The sequence below is a fragment of the Paucidesulfovibrio gracilis DSM 16080 genome, from assembly GCF_900167125.1.
GTDB lineage: Bacteria > Desulfobacterota > Desulfovibrionia > Desulfovibrionales > Desulfovibrionaceae > Paucidesulfovibrio > Paucidesulfovibrio gracilis.
This window is the reverse complement of sequence record NZ_FUYC01000020.1, coordinates 16,968-37,450: the sequence shown is the minus strand read 5'-3', so window position 1 is coordinate 37,450 and position 20,483 is coordinate 16,968. Positions and strand designations below refer to the sequence as shown.

The window sequence follows — 20,483 nt, the reverse complement described above, 5'->3', positions numbered from 1 at the left end:
ATCCCGGCCGCGCAAAGCGCGGGCGGTAAATGGGAGTCCAGGGGGCCACGGGCCTCCTGGCCGCCGGAGGCAAAAATGCCGGGATCGGTTCCTCGGAGCAGTCTGGCTGGCCGGAGGCTGGAATTTGCTTCTGCGTTGTTTTTTTTAGTGAAACCAGTTATCGCTGTTTTCAGTTTGAATCGCGGCTTGTTATTCGCCACCACCGCAGCCAGGAAGCTCCTGATGTCCGCAGACTGGAATCTTTCTCTTAAGCCGAAAGAAAACAAGAGCCAGCACGTTTGGACCGTGATTCTGGTATTGGTTGGTTTGGGTCTGTTGGCCTTATTTTTCAGCCAGAATTCCCGATTTGACTTACAGGCGCTGGGCAGCGAATCCCGGCGTTCTGCCAAGCGGCTTGTCTGGACCGGACCGCTCACGCCCAAGGAGTTGCGCTGGAGTGGCGGGGAGGAGCGGCTTATTGACGGTCTGCTTGCCGGGGAACTGGCGCATGCGCGGCAGTTGCGCATTCATGTGGAAGCCCAGGACAAATATGCCGAGCTGAACCGGGACACGCCGTTGCGCTATTGGTATGAGATGGATGTGCAAAACGGGGAGCGCATCCGTTCCGTGGTGCTACGTTCCACGCCGGACGATCTTTCTTCCCAGCTTGTGCGGCGGCTCAGGGCGGACGCTCGTGATTTTCGACACACCCGCCGCCAAATGGGTACGGAAAAGGTCGATTCCTTCACCAACTCCATGTAGGGTGTTCTCGGCGCATCGGGCGTCATTCTCCATCAGCCACAGTGGACCATGCAGCCACCCACTCCCGGCACGCGGGCATTCCGCGCGTTCCGGGGTGCTCTTATTGGACAGGCGCGCATGAATCCTATACAAGTGGCTCCACCGAAAAACTGGAACCCACGGACCGCGTATATTCTATGGACACCGCCAAGATCCGCAATTTCAGCATCATTGCTCACATCGACCATGGCAAATCCACCCTGGCCGACCGCATCCTTGAGCTTACGGGCCTGTTGACGGACCGTGACAAGAAGGAGCAGTACCTGGACCGCATGGAGCTGGAACAAGAACGGGGCATCACCATCAAGGCGCAGGCCGTGCGCATCCCCTACACAGCGCCGGACGGACAGGAATACACGCTCAATCTCATTGATACGCCCGGCCATGTGGACTTCAGCTACGAGGTTTCCCGTTCCCTGGCCGCGTGCGAGGGCGCGTTGCTCGTGGTGGACGCCACCCAGGGCGTGGAGGCCCAGACCCTGGCCAACGTGTATTTGGCTCTGGACAACGACCTGGAAGTGATCCCGGTGTTGAACAAGGCGGATTTACCCAGCGCCGAGCCTGAGCGGGTGGCCGAAGAAATCGAAGAGGTCATTGGCCTGGACGCGTCCGGGGCTGTGACCGTAAGCGCCAAGACCGGCCTGAACGTGGACCAGGTGCTCCAGCAGATCGTGGAGCAGCTGCCCCCGCCCAAGGGTTCTGCGGACGCGCCGTTCAAGGCGTTGATTTTTGACTCCTGGTATGACTCCTACCAGGGCGTTGTGGTGCTGTTTCGCATCATTGACGGGAGCCTGAAAAAGGGTGACCGCATCCGTATTTTTTCCACCAAGCGGGACTTTGAAGTCACCAAGCTGGGCGTGTTTTCGCCCGGCCCAAAGGATGTGAAGGAGCTTGGTCCCGGCGAGGTTGGTTTTCTCTGCGCTTCCATGAAGGAGCTGGGCGATGCGCCGGTTGGCGACACCATCACCAAGCCGGAGAATCCCACGGACACGCCGTATCCCGGATTCCAAAAGGTCAAGCCCATGGTCTTTGCCGGGCTGTATCCTGTGGAGCCGGCGGAATATGAAACCCTTAAGGCCGCATTGGAAAAGCTCCAGCTCAACGACGCGGCGTTCACCTTTGAGCCGGAAACTTCCCAGGCTTTGGGATTCGGGTTCCGATGCGGCTTTCTCGGCCTGCTGCACATTGAGATCATTCAGGAGCGCCTGGAACGGGAGTTCGAGGCTCGCTTGATCACCACGGCTCCGTCCGTGGTCTACCAGGTGCGCAACACGGACGGCGAGGAACTGCTCATCGACAACCCCAGCAAGCTGCCCGATCCCCAGGAGATCGAGGTGGTCCGCGAGCCGTATGTGCGCCTGGAAGTCCATGTACCCAACGACTTTGTGGGCGCGGTTTTGGCGCTGTGTGAAGAAAAGCGCGGCATTCAGAAAAATATCAACTATGCCGGGATAAACCGTGTCATCATCACCTATGAGATTCCGTTCGCGGAAATCATGTACGACTTTTTCGACAAGTTGAAGTCCTCCACCAAGGGCTATGCCTCCCTGGATTACGAGGTCATCGACTACCGCGAAGCCGACATGATCAAGCTGGACATTCTCATCAACGGCGATCCCGTGGACGCCTTTTCCATCATCGTGCATCGGGAGAACGCCCCCCGCATGGGTCGCAGCCTGGCCCTGAAGCTGAAGCGGTCCATTCCGCGCCAGATGTTCGAAGTGGTCATCCAGGCGGCCATCGGCCGCAAGATCGTGGCCAAGGAGCGCAACGCGCCCTTCCGCAAGGATGTCACGGCCAAGTGCTATGGCGGCGACATTACACGAAAGCGTAAGCTCCTGGAAAAGCAGAAGGAAGGCAAAAAGCGCATGCGTCGCATGGGCAATGTGGAAATCCCGCAGGAGGCCTTCCTTGCCGTGCTCAAGGCCGGGGATGAATAAGGCCGGATCCAACTAATCAACGCGCAAGAGGAATTCCCCCATGTTTTTCAGGAAGAAAAAATCCGCTGCCCCCGACGACCCCATTGCCAAATTGCGCGAGTGGATCGAGGCCATTGTCATTGCCGTGATTCTGGCCCTGTTCATCCGTTCCTTTGTGGTGCAGGCGTTCAAAATCCCGTCAGGCTCCATGCTGGAGACGCTGCAAATCGGCGACCACCTGCTCGTGACCCGCTTTTCCTACGATATCAAGGTACCCTTCACCAACATTTCCATCCTGCCCACGGGCGATCCCGACCACGGCGACATCATTGTGTTCGAGTATCCGGAAAACCCGAGCATGGACTTCATCAAGCGCATCATTGGTCTGCCCGGGGACCGCATCGAAATCCGCGACAAGGTGGTCTACCGCAACGGCCAGGCGCTGGACGAAGCGTACATCCAGCACTCGGATCCGCGCATCCTGCCCAGCCGCCGCGACTTTTTGGCCGAGTTCACCGTACCGGAAAACAAATACTTTGTGATGGGCGACAACCGCGACGACTCCCGCGACTCCCGTTTCTGGGGATTTGTGGACCGCGAGGCCATCATCGGGAAAGCCTGGATTTTATACTGGTCCTGGGATCATTTAGACAGCAGCGTGCGCTGGAATCGCATCGGGGATCTTGTGCGCTGACGCACTCCGACCCGTTTACAGCGTGCTGTAAACAACCGCCCAACGCACAGTATGTCCGTGCGTTGGGCGATTTTTTTTGGCGAACCTGAGTGGAAAAGCGTCAACCTCCAGGCCGGTTCACAAGCGGGCGCACCAGGAGCCAGCAAAACCGGCGGGCAATGCAGCCAGGGTCACTGGCCGGGCTTGATTCCCAACTGGCGGCAGAACCAGGCCGCACTGCTCCGGTTCACGGGTCCGTGAACAGTGGACGTGTTGAACCACTCCTCTCCGGCACGGCGGCTCTTGTCGCAATCCCACCATTCCGCACGGCCCACGCAGGCCTCTTGCTGCTCATCCCATGTGTAGGGCTGCACCAGCCGCATTTCCCCGCCGCAAAAATTCGCGCCGTTGACCTTGCGGCAGCCTTCCAACAACTTTTGGGTCTCCACCGTGGTTTTGTAGGTGTTGATGCAGTCGCACAACGCCTGATGCTCCAAGGCGGGATCAGGTTTGGGTTCGGGCTTGGGTTCTGGTTTGGGCGGACGCGGTTTCTGCGTGTCGGGCCGGGGTGGAGCCGGGGAATCCGGTTCCGGGGCAGGCTGTTCCAGGGGAATGAGCTGCAGCCTGGCCGTGGCTTGGCCTCCGGGCAGGGCGCGAACCCTTGTGACGTCGCCCGCATATCCCGGTGCCGAGCCGCGCACCGTATACATCCCCCCGGGGACATCCTCAAACCGTGCCCGCGCCCCTGTTGTGGAAAGCCCGGCCGGGCCGTCCGCCTGAATCGTTGCCGAGGAAACAGGAGCGCCGGATGCCGCGTCCACCACGTCAACCGCCAGGGTCGCATGCGCCAGGGACGCCCGCAGCCGAACCGTGATCTGTTCCTGCCTCGGGGTCTCGCCCTCATTAAAGGCCGTGGAAAAGGTGATCCGAACCGTGCAATCGGACCGCGCCCCGGGTGTGGGCCGAATTCGCAGTGTACGCAATGCACGGGCATAGGATGCGTTTTCCGACGCGAACCAGAATTTTGAACCATGCTTGGGCCAATTCCCTTCCAGTACCCATCCCTCGGTATGGTTGGTTTCCACGGCCACGCGCACGCTATAGCCGGGCCGAAACTGCTCCACCATATGCTCCTGTAACCAGACTCCGGCCTGTTCCACTCCCCGTTCACAAATAATGCGCTCATAGAACCCATAGTTGGAAGGAACCACGCGTCCCAATCCAAATAAGGCTTCCAGTTCCAGACGGAATTCCGCGGGTTGATTCGTCGAGGCCGGGGCTACGGCTTCCAGGCTCGCGGGCTGGCCGTTGATTACGGCACGCAGCGGCCTTGGAACGTTCGCATACACGCCGCGAGCCAGCAGCAAACCGAAATCTCGCTGCTGGTCCAGCCACTCCGCAGAGCGTTGGCGGTCCGCCTCCATGCGGGCAAAAAGCCGGGGCGTGATGTCCCCGGACCCTTCGGAAGCGAACAGTCCGGCCCGCCAGGACTTGGCCAGTTCCAAATACTGGTTCACGCCCGCCCGAATCATCTCCATACTGGTGAACCGACAGGCCAGGGTCTGCCGGGTCAAACCGCGGAACGGACTCTGATCCCAGGTAAAAATCTGCACGGGCGAAGCCATGGCATAGATATGGCCCGCGAGAAAACTGTCGTTAATGGTGTCAAAGACGAGTTCGTTGCCGGCCCATTCCACGCCCGCCACAAACACTTCCCGGGCCAGCTCGGCCACAATGCCCGCGACCAGGGCCGGAGGAACCGCGTATCCGGCCAGGGCCAGCCCGGTTTCCAGGGCCGCCGCCTGGATGCCTCCCTCGTAGTAGGCCTTCATGATCATATAGGCGTCCAGCGCGGCCAGAGGAACCTTGGCCCGGCGAAATACGCGGGTGAGCAGGCTGTCGCGCATCTTCACGGCGCGGGCCGGGCCGCCCGCCCGGTCCAGCAATCCGGCCCGGTGCAGGCGCTCCACAAGTTCCACGTCGTCACGGGCATTGATCAGGTAGCGGCGGGTATCGCGGACAAAGGAACGCAATTCCGCTTCCAGGGCGATTTTGCTTTCCACGCCCAGGGCGTCACGCAGCCGCTCTGCGGCACGCCCGGCGTCGCGTCCGACTTCGGCCTTGTATCGCAGCAGAGCGCGCATGCGGGTGCGCATGGCTTCGGGCAATTCATCCAGGCCGTTCAACGTGCCGATGTTGCGGCGCAGGTGTTCCTTGAGAAACGATTCGTAGTTATCCAGATATTTGGCGGCTTTTTCCGCCTGCACCAGGGTAGGCTTGGTGGAATACCGCTCCAGAAACACCACGGAATCCTCCACGAACCGATAGGCTCCCTCCACCTGGCGCGGAATCTTCTGACCCGTGTCGATCCAAAAGCGCTCTGTGCGCGCACGGCGCGGCCGGATGCCCTCCGGTCCCGCCTCCATCACAAAACAGGAACGGTAATCCCCGGTCTTGTCCGCGTAGTCGTAGAAAAACTTTTGCCCCACCTCGCCTCGGAAGCGGTCCTCAAACAGCACGTCACGACTGAAGGTCACCTTGACCTCATGTCCGGCTCCGGCGGCCAGTTCATCCACCCGGGCCTGGATGCTCTGGGCCAGCTTTTTTTCCGTGGCCCGGTCCGCATGTCCCACGGTGATGTCGATATCCGCATTGGGTCCGGGCGAGCCGCCCATCCAGGATCCCACACCCAGCAGACGCGTTTGTGCTGCCCATTCCGGGTGTTCGGCCAGCACGTCTTCCACGGCCCGCCAAAGCAGTTTTTCCTGCTCGGCCAGGGGCAGCGCGGCCAGGGCCGGACCTCCCCCCCATGTCGCGAACAACACCATGGCCAAAACAACGGCATGCATCCAAAATGATACCAATCGATTCCCGGCAAAAACCGGACGGCAACAACGACATCGTGGCATGGTCCCCTCCCGTGCGTGTTACCGTATGAATGCCCTGTTTCCGGGATTCGCGCAAGCAGGGCAGGCGCAAAGCAGCGATCCCTCAACGCTGCTTTTCCCGTTGCGATGAGCGTAAAGCGGATAAAATGGCCAGTGATGGTCCGGCACACAAGCCCCTTTGCATGCTATTTCATCAGGAAAAGGAGGATGCTGCGGAAGCGGCAAGAAAGTCCTGCAGGTTGTTCCATTGCGCGGCCGCGTCCTCATGCCCCTGGCGGATGACCCGGCGCAGCATGGTTTGGTCGCGTTCCACGCGTCCGGCCTGGAGCGGTGCGTCCGGGCGGATCACCAGCGCCTTGCCCGTCCGTTCCAGGTCGTCGATTTCATCCATGAGCCGGTTATAGCGCTCGTGCCGGTCGCGCAGGGCGCGGTGCAGGCCGCGCAGGGTTGGATGGCGCAACCTGGCCAGCAAGCGGCCCCGGGTGGGGGATTTCCGGTAGCCCTTGGGCTGGGTGAGCACCAGCACGGGGCGCGTCAGCCCTTGGTCCCGGCTGTGTTGCAACGGAACGGGATCGGCAATGCCCCCGTCCAGCAGCAAGCGCGCCCGGCCTGCCGGGTCGGTCCAGGCCACGGGTTTGGCCAGTACGGGCAGGCTGCATGTGGCTCGCAACAGGGTCATGGTCTCGGCCCGATCCCAGGCGGACTTTTCATGATACACGGGCCGCCCGGTGCGGCAATCCGTGGTCACGACCCAGAACCGAGCGGGATTATCGAGAAACCCGGCATAATCAAACGGCACCAGCCGGTCCGGGATGTCCTGGAAGATAAAGTCCATGCCGAAAAGGTCACCCCCACGCAACAAACGTCCCATGCTCAAGTATCTTGGATCATGCACAAAGGCCACGTTGACGATCTCGTTGCGTTCCACCTGTCGGGAAAGGTAATTGGCCGCGTTGCAGGCTCCCATGGAAACGCCGAGCACATTGGGAAACCACAGACCTCGGTCCATGAACAACCGCAGCACACCGCTGGTGTAGACCCCGCGCAGGCCTCCGCCTTCCAGAATCAATGCGGTTTGTTCCAGGGCAGTGGCGGACGGCGGAACAGTGGAATGGGCCGTGGACACGTGGGCAGAAGCAGGCATGGCGAACTCCGAAGGAAGAGGAAAAACAGGACAAGTGTTCCGGATATGGTGAACGCTTCCCCAGGCGGCTGTCAATCCTGGCGTGTCGGTCGGGATCGTGCGGAACTCCCACGCAAAACAGCCCACCCGTTCCCTTGATGCCACGGGAACGGCATGGGCTGTTACATGCCGGCGGAGCGCTGCGGATCAGGCTGCGGTGCCGATCTGTTCCATTTCTTCTTCGTAGAGCAGCTTGTCCACGTTGAGCAGGATCTTGACCTCGTCGCCGATCTTGCCCATGCCTTTGATGAACCGACTGCCCTCGCCCTTGGAGACCTGCGGCGGCGGGGAAACGTTCTTTTCCGGGATATCCGCCACTTCGTTGACCGTATCCACCACCAGGCCGATGGATGTTTCGTTGATGCGCACCACTATGACACAGGTGCGGTCGTCATACTCCCGCGGCTCCATGTTGAACCGCGTGCGAACATCCATGACCGGAATGACCTGACCCCGCAGGTTGATGACTCCCTTCACAAAATCAGGCATGTCCGGGACTTCGGTAATCCTCTGGATTCCGACGATTTCTATGACGAATCGGATATCCAGCCCGTAATCCTCATTGCCCAGATGGAAGGTGAGGTATTTGTCCTTCTGGGAATCCCCGTCATCATCATCCAGGAATTCTTCCTCAATGGCATTGTTGAGCTTTTCTTCCGACATCGTGCCCTCCATGCAAAAAGATTAGCGCAAAGCTGATTGCTATTCAAAGGTATGATAAGGGATGAAACCAGAGGGTGCAAGGTTTAGCGTCAATTGATCGTACGATTATCACGGAGGACACATGCGGGTCATCATTCTTGGAGGAACAGGCTTCATCGGGCAGGCACTGTGTGTGGAACTGATGCAGGGCGGACACGAAGTGGCCGTGCTCTCGCGGTCCCAAGCCAAGGTGCGGCGCGTGTTCGGCGAGGCCGTGCAAGCCCTGGAATGGGGCGGAGAGGATTCGTCCTGGGCCGATGCCCTGGGACCGGATACCGCCGTGGTCAACCTGGCCGGGCAGAACATCGCGGCCCGCTGGACCCCGAACACCATGCAGCGCATCCGCGACAGCCGGGTCCGGTCCGGAGAGGCCGTGGTGCGCGCGGTACAGGCTGCAAAACAACACCCCGCCATCGTGGTGCAGGGTTCGGCCATAGGATTCTACGGCAGCCAGCCCGGGGAAAAAGAACTCGACGAATCCTCGCCCTCTGGGGACGGCTTTCTTGCGCAGGTCTGCCGCGATTGGGAGGCCTCCAGCCAGGAAATCGAAACCATGGGCGTTCCCCGTGCCGTGATACGAACCGGCGTAGTGCTCGGCCCGGGCGGGGCGCTGGAACGCATGATCACTCCCTTCCGGCTTTTTGCGGGCGGTCCGGTGGGCAACGGAAAGCACGTCCTTTCCTGGATCCAGCTCGCCGATGAGGTGGGAGCCATTCGCTATCTCATCGAACATCGATTGGGCGGGATCTATAACCTGACGGCACCCTCACCAGCCACGTCCCGCGAATTCGCCAAGACCCTCGGCTCCGTGCTGCACCGCCCGGCGCTGCTGCCCACTCCCGGCCCAGTGCTGCGCCTGCTCTTTGGAAAAATGGCGGACGAAGTGCTGCTCGCCGGACAACGCGTGCTGCCGCGTGCCTTGCTCCAGGCCGGATACCAGTTCCGCTTTCCCACATTGCAGGCCGCCCTGTCCGACGCCGTGCAAAAACTCAGCGGCCAACGCTAACCACACAGTGCTCCCGGGGGCTTTTTGCCCCCTTGGGAACGATTCTCCCTGGTCCCGTCGCGGCCAAGGCCGCCGGGTTCAAAAATTTGATCGCATTCCGCGTCTGCCAGGGCAGAGTGCAAAAAACTATACCGTCCGCTTGGCCCGGCTCATGAACAAGTCACCATTATTCAAGACACAACAATCTGAAATAAAACAATATATTTTTTATTTTATCAAAAACACTACTCTGGCACGCTGCTTGCTATATTTATAGCATCCTTCACACTTCCTTCTTTGAGAATTTCTGAGGCTCCTTCGGGAGCCTCATCTCGTTTTCCCCCCTCACCTTGGTTGTCCCAGGCTTGCTTGAACCGCCTTCGGCGACCAGGGGGAAAACCTTTCTGAAGAAAGGTTCTTCCCCCTGGCCCCCCTTTCCAAAGACTTTTATCGGCTCCAGGCCTGCGGCCTGTCGCGGGTAGCCCCCCCTTTCTTACATGATCTATTTGTTTCCCCCTCCCCCAAAGCAAAGGAACGGCCAAAGCCGTTCTTTTGCTTTGGGGGGCGCACCGTTGCCGCGAGTTTCGGGAGGGCGGAGCCATCCCGGAAATCGCGGCAACATGCGATCACGCCGCCGCGCTGCTCCGCCTGACCACGCCTCATACGCCATCCCACCCCACGCCCCCGGCCGCGCGCAAGCGCGAGACCGGTAAACGGGAGTCCAGGGGGCCGCGGGCCTCCTGGCCGCCGGAGGCACTCTTCCTTTTTTCCCCCATGTTGCCAGTGGGCCTGTTTCAAGCTAGAAGAGCGTTGAAACGCGGAGATTTGCGCCCATGTCCCGACTCAAAACCCTATTGCTTCATCCGGATGCGAACGTGCGTTCGGCGCTGCGTTCTATGCTCGCATCCGTGCCGTTTTTGCAGGTATTGGGTGAGGCGGTGTCCGCTGCGGAGGGATTGGAGCTGCTGGACCATGTGGGCTATGGCGTGATCTTCGTGGGTGTGGATCTGGAGGCGGAATCCGAGGGAGTGGAGCTGGCGCGCACTTTACGCGGCCGCACGGAGCGTCCCGCCCTGGTGCTGCTTGCTGCGGACGAAAGCCGCGCCTATGCCGCCTTTGAGCTGGGGGCGCTGGATTATATTGTCTGGCCTGCGGACGAACAGCGCCTGGAAACCACCCTGGAGAAGCTCCGGGACTTCAAGGCGCGCTACCGCGAGGTTCCTGAACCTGCGGACTGGCGCGATGCCGAGGCGGGCGAGGCCACGGACGAACAAACGCTCCGGCTAGCCTTGAACGAAGACGAGCAGGACAGCTTTCTGGCCGCGCTCAAGCAGGCCTGGGATTCCACCCACAAAGCCAGCCCGGAAATCGAAAAGCTGGCCGTGACCCAGGACGGCAAGACCATTCTGATCCCCTATACCCAAATCATTTTTGTGGAAGCATTCGAGGACTATTCGTATGTCCACACGAGCGGTCAAAAATTTTTGACCTCCCACCGGCTCAAGCATCTGGAAGAACGTCTGGAGCCGCACCGCTTTTTCCGCGTCCACCGCAAATATTTGGTGAACATGGACATGGTCACGGAAATCGCCAGTTTGCCGGGGAGTAATTTCATGCTGCGCACGGCCGGGAAAACGCGCATCGAGCTGCCCATTTCGCGGCGGCGCATCACCCGGCTCAAGCAGATGCTCGGATTTTAGCCGTCTGCCGGGGGGAATCCGGCCTGCCCAACGCGTTCAATGCTCCGTTCACCGTCCGGGCCGGACCTTTTGCCGAAAGACGCTGGACGCGAAACCGTCTGCGGTCCAGCATGGACGGACCATCCGACCACGTCCGGAGTAGTATTGGTATGAACCTACGCGACACATTAGACAACCTTTTGCGCGAAGAACGCGTCATCCGGCCCCTGCCCCAGTTTACGGCCGAGGCCAATCTCCGGCCGGGCCAGGTTCTGGACCTGCGCGAACGCGCCGAAGCCGATCCGCTGGGATATTGGGAAGAGGCCGCCGAGGAGTTGGAATGGTTCCGCACCTGGGACAAGGTGCTCTCGGACGGAGCCATGCACGAACAGCGCTGGTTTCCCGGGGCGCGCTGCAACATCGCCTACAATGCCCTGGACCGCCACATCCGCACGCCCAACAAAAACAAGCTGGCGCTGATTTGGGAAGGCGAACCAGGCGACACCCGCAAATTTACCTATTTTGAACTGCACCGCGAAGTGTGCCGACTGGCCAATGCTTTGCGTCGGCTGGGCGTCCGCAAGGGGGATTGCGTGGGCGTGTTTCTGCCCTCGCTGCCCGAGGCTGTCTTTGCCATGCTTGCGTGTGCGCGCATTGGTGCGGTGCACGCGTTCGTGTTTTCCGGCTATTCCGCCAAAGCGCTGCACCAGCGACTTTCGGACTGCCGCCCGACCATTTTGATCACTGCGGACGGCTCGTACCGCAACGGACGCGTGTTGCGGGTCAAGGACGTGGTGGATCGCGCTCTGGAGCGATCCGGCTGCACGGATGTGCCGTGCATCGTGGTGCGGCGCACGGGCGCGGACGTGGCCATGCGCGAAGGACGCGACCATTGGTATGAAGCCCTGGTCCGCAAGGAGCGCAAAGAATCCGGAGTGGAGGTCATGGAAGCGAATGACCCGCTCTTTTATCTGTATACATCGGGCGCTTCCAGCCGTCCCAAAGGCGTGATCCACTGCCACGGCGGCTATATGGTGGGAGTGCACCGCACGTTTCATCAGGTCTTTGACAGCAAACCCACGGATATTTTCTGGTGTACTGCGGATCCCGGCTGGATCATGGGCCACACGGCCACGGTCTACGGTCCCCTGCTGGCAGGCACCACCACGGTCCTGTACGAGGGCCATCCCAATTATCCGCGCCCGGACCGGCTTTGGAGCATTGTGGAGCGCTACGGGGTGAGCGTGTTCTATTCCACGCCCACCACCATCCGCACCCTGATGCGGTTCGGTCCTGAACATCCGCAACGGGCCGACCTCTCCAGCCTGCGCCTGCTGGCCTCGGCAGGGGAGCCACTGGATCCGGAAACCTGGACCTGGCTGCACAAACGCATCGGCAATGAGCACTGCCCGGTGCTGGATACCTGGTGGCAGACGGAAACCGGCATGTTCATGATTTCCCCGCTGCCCGTGAGCGTGGTCAAGCCCGGATCCGTGGCCCGCGCCCTGCCCGGAGTGAGCGCGGACGTGGTGGACCTGGACGGCGGCCCGGTGGAACGGGGCGAAGGCGGCTTTTTGGTCATCCCGCGCCCCTGGCCTGCCATGATGACCGGAATGCTCGGCGACGACGACGCGTTCCGGGCCTGCTTTTCCCGCGTACCAGGACGTTATTTTGCCGGGGATCTGGCCCGCCTGGACGAAGACGGCTACATCTGGGTCAAGGGCCGGTCCGACGAAGTCCTACTCATTGCAGGCCACCGCATCGGCACCGCGGATTTTGAGGAAGCCTTCATCTCCCATGCGGCCGTGGCCGAAGTGGCGGTGGTGGGGGTTCCCGACCCCATCAAGGGAGAAACCGCCAAGGCCTTTGTGGTCCTGGCGCCAGACCATGAAACCGAATCCGAAGACAGCCTGCGCCGAGAACTGCTGGAGCATGTGCGGGATGAAATGGGTCCCATTGCCGCGGTCAGCGGCGTGGACTTCCGTGAAAGCCTGCCCAAAACCCGCAGCGGAAAAATCCAACGCAGCGCCCTGAGGGAAATATGACCCGATCCAAATCCCGTGGCCGACGCCCGCGCAAGGGGCGCGTGTATCCGGCTCCGGCCCATTCCGCCCGGCTCTACGTGCGCGTGCGGCGCGAACATATCGGCCTGTTCCGCTTTCTGCTGGAAGCCTGGGACAATCTGGCGCTGTTCACGGTGGTGGACCGCTTGCGTGGAGTGCTCCTGCTCCGCTTCAGCCCGCACCAGGAATCCGAAGTACGCGGTTTTCTTGCAGCCGCTGCCGAAGAGATGCCCCTTTCCGTGGAGTATGACCCGGCCGGCACCCAGCCCTGACAGGCGTGGCAACTGGTACAAGTCAAAAATTTGTACTCTTGGTGCCGCGTTTTCCACTCGCGCTAAGAGCACCATGGAAAAATAAACCCGCTCTCTTTGGAAGGCGGGTTTTTCGTTATGTATTCGTTCATCCGGAATCTTGTTTACCGGCTTGTAACGTTTTGGTGTTTCGCTGCGGACTGGTCCAAAGAACCGACTCCACCTCTCAAAGGCAATTAGCCCGACACGCTACAGCCTTGTCAAAACGTCCATCTTTTCATGCAGGACACCAATGACATCAATGTGCTCGTCATCGAAGAGGTAAAAGACAATGTGTTTGTTGACTTTGATCGAGTGGTAGTTGGCTTTGACATCTGGTCTGGTTCTCCCAAGATTGGGATTATCAGTCAATTGGTTCAATTTGGCATCGATCTCAGCAAGATATACGTCAGCTTTACCTTCGCCCCACGTTTCATAGGTGTACCGCCAAACGGATTTCAAGTGCCCTTTGGCAGAAGGGGTAAGACGGACTTTACGCATTGATCCCAGATTTGGATTCTTGGATGATATCCGAAATGCTGGAATCGGAAAACTCGTTGTTCAATGCCTGCTTTTCACCGACAGCCAATTCCTTGCGCATGGCATCAAGTTTCATGAGATGAACGAGATCTTCATGCTGGATCATGAATCGCAATGCGTCTCGTATAACCTCACTGGCATTGTTGTAATGTCCAGTTTCTACCTTGCTTTTTACCTGAGCTTCCAACTCTGGGGTCAGGGAGATATGCATCGTACTCCTCCTGTTTGAGAAAAAATAACCAGCAATACAAAGATTGTCAAAGTTTGTATATTGAGGATGTGGACAACCCCTCAGAAATAAATTTTGCTGATGCGAACCTCTGGCAACCAAGAGCCTGGAAAGTGGTTGATGTAGTTTGTTTTTGAATTATAAAAAGTTCCATTATATAAATATATTATATACACATACCTGGATTCCTAATCTCGGTGTTGCAGGTTCGATTCCTGCCGGGGTCACCATGTAAAAATATGACCCGCTTTCTTTGGAGAGCGGGTCATATTTTTGTAATTCAATGTAAACTGGAAAGCCGGTTTACCGGCTTTTTGATCGAGTTGTGTTATGTTCAAAGAGCCGCCTGTGAAAAATCGGAATGCTGGCGAGGCAAAGAACAAAAAAATTGAACAGGGTTGGTACTAGATAGAACATATGGCTGTCGAGGGTCCAATCGTCTTTCAGAATGTATGACAAATTGGCCCAAGCAGACACTGACATGCATGCGATGCTCGCAAGTATGTCCAAACTATGTTTTTGGAATTGCGCGGGAGACCTGTTGATAAGTCTGGCAATGAGATGGATGTTTGCCGCCAGGATAATTGCCATTGCACAATACATCGACCATGCGAAAAGTGTCCAAAAATGGAATCTGATAAAGAGGGCATCAAGGAGAAAAAATCCGGTACCCATCAGGAAATAGAAGCCAACACCGATTGTCTGAATACACAGCCCTGCAATTATTACTGCACGAATTGTGGTGAGGGGAATGTTTCTTGTTGATATAGTTAAAACATTCATTTTCCCTATATGCCTTGGGGGTATGATGGTGTCAATCTTTGGAAGCGGCCATCTTGGTTGCGACTTCCAAAGATGTATTGTTGATTGATGGTTATCTGAGCAAGGGAGAACCTTGTCCCTTTCTGACCATGGCATTGTCTCTCGGATCATCAAACCAAGTTTCTTCGAAGTCCCAACTAGATGTGCGCGTGCAGAGCTGGACAAAGCCCGCAGCGGCTTGAGTGAAGGTGGCATTGAGGCCGAGGGCTTCGGTGTAAAGCCCATAGTGGTAGTTGCCAAAATCTTCATATTCAGGGTGTCCATCCTTCTTGAAGTCGTAGTCGGCTCCAGGAGAGAATTTGAAAACAACCCATGCGCATTTGAGGGAGAAGCTCGCAGATGAATAGGGCGGGAAGTTGAGAATGAACGCATCGCATATTCTTTTTACCCTTCTCGCTTCTGCGATATTGGCTGCCAGGTCGACTCCAGGCGGTACAAGTATTCCTTCGGCTCTGCCGGTGACTTTGATAGCTCTGAACTCTTCGATTTCGCACCTGCAGTTCGGGTGCACACGTCCAGGATTTTCATCGAACCATAGCCCTTTCATTGCCTGGCATTTGTCGCACGCTTGCGGCTTCGGATGATAACGCCAGTATGTTGCCTCGTTTCCACTTCCGGCAACCGCACTCATGTGTTTCGGCATCCCGTATACAAGCTGATCGTCGCCAATGTGTTGATTCCAATGTCCGCTCATTCCATTTCTCCTTTTGAGGGTGCATTGCGACAACACCCCATGTGTCGCGTTATTGCCAACGTAGCACGGGGTTTTGAGGAGAATTGCGCTATGCGCGGAGCATGTCGGAAAATACACCGCCGTGTCGGTTGAATACACGCTGATGTCGGTGAAATACTATTTGGGGGCGGTCGATTTCGCTTGACGGGTTTTGGAGAATGATCCGACAAAACCGGGGCGTTAGGCTGCAATAGAATCGTTCATTGGTGCCAACCTATGCCAACCAAGAGCCTGAAAACAGGTCGACATAGCTAGTGTTTGCGTTTAATATATTAAACTATATAGCTCTATTACATACAGTCAATCGAATTCCCAATCCAAGTGCCGCGTGTTTCACTCGCGCTAAGAGCACCATAGAAAAATAAACCCACTCTCTTTGGAAGGCGGATTTTCGTTGTGTATTCGTTCATCCGGAATCTTGTTTACCGGCTTTTTAGGTACTGGTGGTTTCGCTGTGCCTTTCTGTCGATGCAGCGTAAATGATGCTACATAACATTATTTGGATAATACATAATTTCGGATGATCATATTGAAAGTCGAGACCATGCTTGTGCCAGAAGAGAATGATGCCAATGAGTGAAGTCAGAATGTTGAAAGCGGCAATTCCCGCTATTTTTTTTGATACGTGCGTCCTTTTTCTGAGTATGAAGAGGCATGCATACAATGATAAAACTATGAAGCTGAGTGGTTCTAAAATATGATACATATCAAGCCAGAATGGGTGCTCATCCCCAAACGGCAAGCCGACAAGTCCATGCCAGAGAAATAATAGGAAATACACTAGGGATACAAATCCCTTGGTGGCGGAGTAGGTGAGAATAAGCAGGCGGGCAACGAGTGATGATGTCGGCATGGGGTGTTGATTGCTAGTTGCTGGTTCCGTCATATTTTGCATCATCGTTCGTTGGCATTGAGCGCAGGGTGACCCGCGCTCAATTTTTATTTGAACGGGGATTGGTGGCCCTTGCGGATCATTTCATTGTCCCGGGGATCATCGAACCATGTTCGGTACCATTTGGTTTTGTACGTACCTGCTGCCAATTGCGCCGCTCCTACTGCCGCCTGAGCAATGTTTATGCTTATACCCATTGCTCGGGTGTAGAGTCCATAATGGTAGTTGCCGAAGTCTTCATATTTCCTTTTATTTTATTATTCAATCATATATATACATCCAAAATGCTCAGTGCTGGAAGAATTACAAAGTCGTTTCAGCTGAAAGACCTCAGGCACATGATGGCGACATATTCTAGGAAGGACGGGGTTTAGCCAGAAGCGGTAAGCTCTGTCCTTGGCCATAGCGATATCACAACGACTTATAGAATTTATTATCAGGCAATGGATGAAGAAAAGAGGAAGGCGGTTGACGCGGTGCCAAGACTCTATGAGGGGGATCATCCAAGGGGAAGAGGCGGCAAAGGGAAAAAAACGGTAAGCTCTCAGCGGAAGAAGAAAAAGAAGTTCAAAATTTCCGATATTGGAAGCCTTTACATGGATGATGAATAGTTATCGAACTTCATGTGGTCAGAAAAATATTAGATGGGGTGTTGCAGTGCCTTCTAAAATGGATATCCCGGCTGTTGTAGACCCAAAGCAGTTAAAGCGGATCGAGAATGTTCATAGAGGCTTTTTTTATCAGCATTTGTATGCAGTTGGATGCATGTTATTGGCTGCAAAGGGAGGTGTTGAGTACATATCCGTCGAACGAGATGAAGATATAGAAGTTATCAGTGCTAAGTCTCATATATACATACAAATAAAGACAAGGAAGGAGTCTCTTATTGAAAGTGATATAAGAGGCTCATTGGAATTGTTCGAAGAAATAAAAGAAAAACATTCGAGAGGTGATCGTTCTCTTTCCCCATTTCTTGTTATTGTTAGTAATGTCGAGCCGGGTGGTGGGCTGCGAAAAAAAATGAAAGAAGGCTCTTGGTCAGATGACGTAAATATTGTCACTCCAGGTGGGGCGAGTTATTTCGATTTTCTTCCTCCTGCTTGGAAAGATATCCAGACAGGGATGGACTGGTGTGTAAGGCTGGCTGATGAAATTGAATATACGACGTTAACCCCTCAAAATATTGTTTTCAAGCTCGCCGCATGGGTTCAGTTTTTATGCACAGGGGAGCAGGACGAAAACCACATAATTGATCTTGAAGCGATCAAGTCACTCTTTGAACAAATCGTAACTCAATTACAAGGCATGCCCGAACCCCCTGAAGAGTACTATGGGTTAGAGGGGGATTTGTGCTTTCCTTCTGATGCGTTGGTGCGATTAGTTACTGGTCTGTCTGGGGCTGGTAAGACGGCGTGGGTTGCTCATGAATCAATACGTATTGGTGTTCCCGTTGTATATTTTGATGTTGCTGGGGTTGAGAAAGAAAACATTTTGCCATCTTTTGTGAGGGAAGTCGCCGCCGCCCTAGCAGGTAAAAGCAGCAAGAGCCTGGGAGAGATTTTGTTGCCAGGTTCGTCCGCAGTGGACTCCTTACGAGCTTTGAATTTTTATCTTAAAACTCAAGCTGTGCATCCATATTTAGTCGTAGACAATTCTCATCGTGTTCCCTCAGAGAGTTTGAGGGTGATGGTCGGTGCATGTCCAGAGGCGCGTTGGCTTCTTCTGTCGCATCCAGGAGCATTGTCAAGTCAAATAGAAATATCTCTTGACGTTAAAGCGAAGGAGTTGGGCGGATGGTCTGTAGAGACAATAGGGGCAATTCTTAGCTCTAAGGGAGTTAATTTTCGTATTAAGGATTGCGACCGGCTCAAAACTGCAACAGGTGGACTTCCGCTCTATGTATTAAGTTCTATATCGCTTGTTCAGAAGGAATACAAAGGTCAACTAATTGAATTTTTAAACGATTTTGAAAGATCTGATAACTGGGAGCAGTCAGCGCAGGAGCGCATCCTGTCTGACAGCTTTGACCGTCTCGGTATTGATTCTAAGTCTGTGTGTGGAATTTTAAAGATTTGCGAAGGCGTTCCCCTTAATAAAGATGAATTGTCAACTGCCTACGATTTAGCATTTCCTGATGCTGGGAAAATTGGAAAAGCAATTAGATCAGCGATTGATGGGGGAGTCGTCCAGCGTTTGGAGGGAGCAACATACAAGCTCCATGATGCATTTGGGGTAATAGCGCAGAGTTGGTTGGATTTGAACGATGATGATGAACTTCAAACATTGAAGCGTACAATCATAAAAGTTCTTTCTTCTTCAACGGATTTTGTGTTCAGTATTGATAGGATCCTCCTTCAGTTGCAGCTGCTAAATGCCGTTGGTGAGTATGAGCGACTTATTGATGTATGCACATCAATGGCGGAGCCGTTTCAGGAAATGGGCATCTCAAGCCATATTGAGTCGTTACTCCATAACATTGTAAAAACTAATTCAGACGTTACTAGTCGTGATCTGTTTTGGGTATATGACACTTTTGCTTTTTTTGATTTGCAGAATGGTGCAATTTCATCCGCTAAAAAATGGCTTAACAAAATGAAGCCTCGCGTTGATGAGTTTGATGTCGGCAGCCGTGAGCATACCAATTACTTTATGAAAGAAATGCTCGTCGCATCAAGAGAGCGGAATATCTCAAAAGCAAAAAAAGTCTACAAAAGCAAACTATCCATCATTGAGGATCCATTCCTATCGAGATTTATCAAGTATAATTACGCAGTCGTTTTGTATGACAATAAGCAGTATTCAGAGGCTTCCGACCAGGCATTTTCGCTTGTTCTTGAATATTTACGAATGCTTGGCTTGTCCTTTGATGACATCGATGCAAAGAATCCTCCAGAAATATTAAAGAAAATTACCACTGAGTATGATCCTGATGATTTTAAACGATTGGCTGATTGCTATGATCTCCACGCCCGGTCTGTGTTGGAGAGTGGTGGGTATTATGGATTGGCGAAGCTTCATGCGTTTAAGTTTTACAACATGGCGCATGCTTTCACTTCAGCAATGACGGTCGGTCAGGACATCGTTGATGATTTTATCAGTCCTCTTGGTGCTGTTGATGCTGCAAGGCAGTTTATCGAGCAAACTTTGCTGCCATCTGCTAAGTCTTACAAAATGATGGATTGGATCATACCAATTAGAAGTCAATATGCAGTCGTGTTGGCTTACTGCGGAGCTTCGCTCGAAGCCGCTAAGCAGCTTGAGATTGTAGAACCTTTTAGAAATGCCGTTGATTCGAGATTTCAAAAAGAACTAGAGAATCACGCCCGAATGACAGTTGCTATCATACGAGGCTATCTTAAGCCGCCTCCACGGATGGCGAGTGAAGGAAGGGGGCTATATCATTCAGCTGGCGCTAAGGTTGGGAGAAATTCTCCATGCCCATGTGGCTCAGGGAAAAAATATAAGAAATGCTGCGGAGCATAGAGGGGTTGTAAGAAAAGCATTTGGAGGGCTGATGGCAAAACATCAAGTTGACCCTAAGACTGTTTATGCGAGCTACCTTTTTGACCTACACGAGAGCTGTCGAGTGTATGGTGAGTTTTCACAATTTTTTCTTTTTTCTGGACGTGGGAAGAACGCTACCCGAGAACTCCTTTCTTCTCCAACATTCAATATCGAGACGACTCTTTCATATTCATCGAGCAAGAAGGTAAAGGTTGGAATGAAGTCTAAAATATCATTCCAAGTGGAAGAAAGAGAATTGGACGGGATAATAGGATATATTCACAAGGAAAAAGATGATTTAAAAAAGGATGACATTTTAAATATATCGCTGCTGTTCCCATGGAAAATCATAAACCATATCCACCTCTCATTCATTTCTTCTACTCCAAGAGCACTCACTTTAACGGGCTTCGATATATATCGCAGAAGCGCCTATTTAAACTGCATCCATATAAGCGACGATTACGATACCGAAGATTATTGATAAGTTGCTGTTGAATAATCGTACATTCATGCCAACCATTTGCCAACCTCAAGCTCTAAAAATGTTGACATTTGACTTTTTCTAGACTTTTTTACTTAATCATATCAGGTAGTTGAA

16 protein-coding genes, 1 tRNA gene and 1 pseudogene are annotated in these 20,483 nt (G+C 54.8%); 11 read left to right on the top strand and 7 right to left on the bottom strand.

From position 1 onward, the window contains the following. Nucleotides 1-222 precede the first annotated feature (222 nt). From B5D49_RS12920 to lepB, 3 genes are all read left to right on the top strand, one after another. A complete protein-coding gene (locus B5D49_RS12920) occupies nucleotides 223-741 on the top strand; it encodes a hypothetical protein (RefSeq protein WP_078718131.1) in 519 nt (172 codons plus the stop codon). Nucleotides 742-917: 176 nt separating this feature from the next. Then, entirely contained in the window at nucleotides 918-2,720 is a 1,803-nt protein-coding gene (gene lepA, locus B5D49_RS12915) for a translation elongation factor 4 (protein ID WP_078718130.1), read from the top strand. Between the two features lie 40 nt (nucleotides 2,721-2,760). Next, on the top strand, nucleotides 2,761-3,393 hold the full coding sequence (gene lepB, locus B5D49_RS12910) for a signal peptidase I (protein WP_078718129.1): 633 nt from the start codon (nucleotides 2,761-2,763) through the stop codon (nucleotides 3,391-3,393). Between the two features lie 170 nt (nucleotides 3,394-3,563). Here the strand turns inward: lepB and B5D49_RS12905 are convergent, their stop codons facing one another. The 3 genes from B5D49_RS12905 to B5D49_RS12895 form a co-directional block, all read right to left on the bottom strand. Next, a complete protein-coding gene (locus B5D49_RS12905; protein ID WP_144019489.1) occupies nucleotides 3,564-6,281 on the bottom strand; it encodes a carboxypeptidase-like regulatory domain-containing protein in 2,718 nt (905 codons plus the stop codon). Between the two features lie 172 nt (nucleotides 6,282-6,453). After that, a complete protein-coding gene (locus B5D49_RS12900; RefSeq protein ID WP_078718127.1) occupies nucleotides 6,454-7,404 on the bottom strand; it encodes a patatin-like phospholipase family protein in 951 nt (316 codons plus the stop codon). Between the two features lie 186 nt (nucleotides 7,405-7,590). After that, nucleotides 7,591-8,106 (bottom strand): chemotaxis protein CheW, encoded by a 516-nt coding sequence (locus tag B5D49_RS12895; protein ID WP_078718126.1) that lies wholly within the window; start codon nucleotides 8,104-8,106, stop codon nucleotides 7,591-7,593. A 121-nt stretch (nucleotides 8,107-8,227) separates the two neighbouring features. Between B5D49_RS12895 and B5D49_RS12890 the strand changes: the two genes are divergently transcribed. The 4 genes from B5D49_RS12890 to B5D49_RS12875 all read left to right on the top strand — a co-directional run bounded on the left by B5D49_RS12890 (nucleotide 8,228) and on the right by B5D49_RS12875 (nucleotide 13,144). Further along, nucleotides 8,228-9,151 carry a TIGR01777 family oxidoreductase gene (locus B5D49_RS12890; RefSeq protein WP_078718125.1) on the top strand — a complete coding sequence of 308 codons (924 nt, stop codon included), beginning with the start codon at nucleotides 8,228-8,230 and terminating at the stop codon, nucleotides 9,149-9,151. Between the two features lie 812 nt (nucleotides 9,152-9,963). Then, nucleotides 9,964-10,830 (top strand): LytR/AlgR family response regulator transcription factor, encoded by an 867-nt coding sequence (locus B5D49_RS12885; RefSeq protein WP_078718124.1) that lies wholly within the window; start codon nucleotides 9,964-9,966, stop codon nucleotides 10,828-10,830. Between the two features lie 149 nt (nucleotides 10,831-10,979). After that, on the top strand, nucleotides 10,980-12,854 hold the full coding sequence (acs, locus tag B5D49_RS12880; protein ID WP_078718123.1) for an acetate--CoA ligase: 1,875 nt from the start codon (nucleotides 10,980-10,982) through the stop codon (nucleotides 12,852-12,854). Continuing rightward, the gene (locus B5D49_RS12875; RefSeq protein WP_078718121.1) at nucleotides 12,851-13,144 is read left to right on the top strand and encodes a DUF4911 domain-containing protein; all 294 of its coding nucleotides are present in this window, start codon (nucleotides 12,851-12,853) and stop codon (nucleotides 13,142-13,144) included. The genes acs and B5D49_RS12875 overlap by 4 nt, the downstream gene beginning before the upstream one ends. A gap of 228 nt (nucleotides 13,145-13,372) precedes the next feature. Here the strand turns inward: B5D49_RS12875 and B5D49_RS15140 are convergent, their stop codons facing one another. Together B5D49_RS15140 and B5D49_RS12865 are read right to left on the bottom strand one after the other, a co-directional pair. Further along, on the bottom strand, nucleotides 13,373-13,663 hold the full coding sequence (locus B5D49_RS15140; RefSeq protein WP_078718120.1) for a type II toxin-antitoxin system RelE/ParE family toxin: 291 nt from the start codon (nucleotides 13,661-13,663) through the stop codon (nucleotides 13,373-13,375). After that, the gene (locus B5D49_RS12865; protein ID WP_078718118.1) at nucleotides 13,656-13,913 is read right to left on the bottom strand and encodes a type II toxin-antitoxin system ParD family antitoxin; all 258 of its coding nucleotides are present in this window, start codon (nucleotides 13,911-13,913) and stop codon (nucleotides 13,656-13,658) included. Before B5D49_RS12865 ends, B5D49_RS15140 begins: the two co-directional genes overlap by 8 nt. A 120-nt stretch (nucleotides 13,914-14,033) precedes the next feature. Here B5D49_RS12865 and B5D49_RS14905 point away from each other — a divergent pair. Continuing rightward, nucleotides 14,034-14,161, top strand: a tRNA-Ser gene (locus B5D49_RS14905). A 644-nt stretch (nucleotides 14,162-14,805) separates the two neighbouring features. Here B5D49_RS14905 and B5D49_RS12855 read toward each other — a convergent pair. Both B5D49_RS12855 and B5D49_RS12845 read right to left on the bottom strand, forming a co-directional pair. After that, nucleotides 14,806-15,447, bottom strand: coding sequence for a polymorphic toxin type 44 domain-containing protein (locus B5D49_RS12855; protein WP_078718116.1), 642 nt, complete (start codon nucleotides 15,445-15,447; stop codon nucleotides 14,806-14,808). Between the two features lie 978 nt (nucleotides 15,448-16,425). Next, a pseudogene (locus tag B5D49_RS12845) lies at nucleotides 16,426-16,611 on the bottom strand (polymorphic toxin type 44 domain-containing protein); the annotation flags it as partial. A gap of 210 nt (nucleotides 16,612-16,821) precedes the next feature. On the opposite strand from B5D49_RS12845, the gene B5D49_RS14900 reads away from it, so the two are divergent. From B5D49_RS14900 to B5D49_RS15070, 3 genes are read left to right on the top strand one after another with little or no spacing between them, the layout of a single operon-like run. Further along, nucleotides 16,822-16,989 carry a hypothetical protein gene (locus B5D49_RS14900; RefSeq protein WP_159447236.1) on the top strand — a complete coding sequence of 56 codons (168 nt, stop codon included), beginning with the start codon at nucleotides 16,822-16,824 and terminating at the stop codon, nucleotides 16,987-16,989. Beyond that, nucleotides 16,979-19,861 carry an SEC-C metal-binding domain-containing protein gene (locus B5D49_RS15075; RefSeq protein ID WP_234990744.1) on the top strand — a complete coding sequence of 961 codons (2,883 nt, stop codon included), beginning with the start codon at nucleotides 16,979-16,981 and terminating at the stop codon, nucleotides 19,859-19,861. Before B5D49_RS14900 ends, B5D49_RS15075 begins: the two co-directional genes overlap by 11 nt. Next, nucleotides 19,758-20,366 (top strand): hypothetical protein, encoded by a 609-nt coding sequence (locus B5D49_RS15070; protein WP_234990749.1) that lies wholly within the window; start codon nucleotides 19,758-19,760, stop codon nucleotides 20,364-20,366. Before B5D49_RS15075 ends, B5D49_RS15070 begins: the two co-directional genes overlap by 104 nt. Nucleotides 20,367-20,483 lie beyond the last annotated feature (117 nt).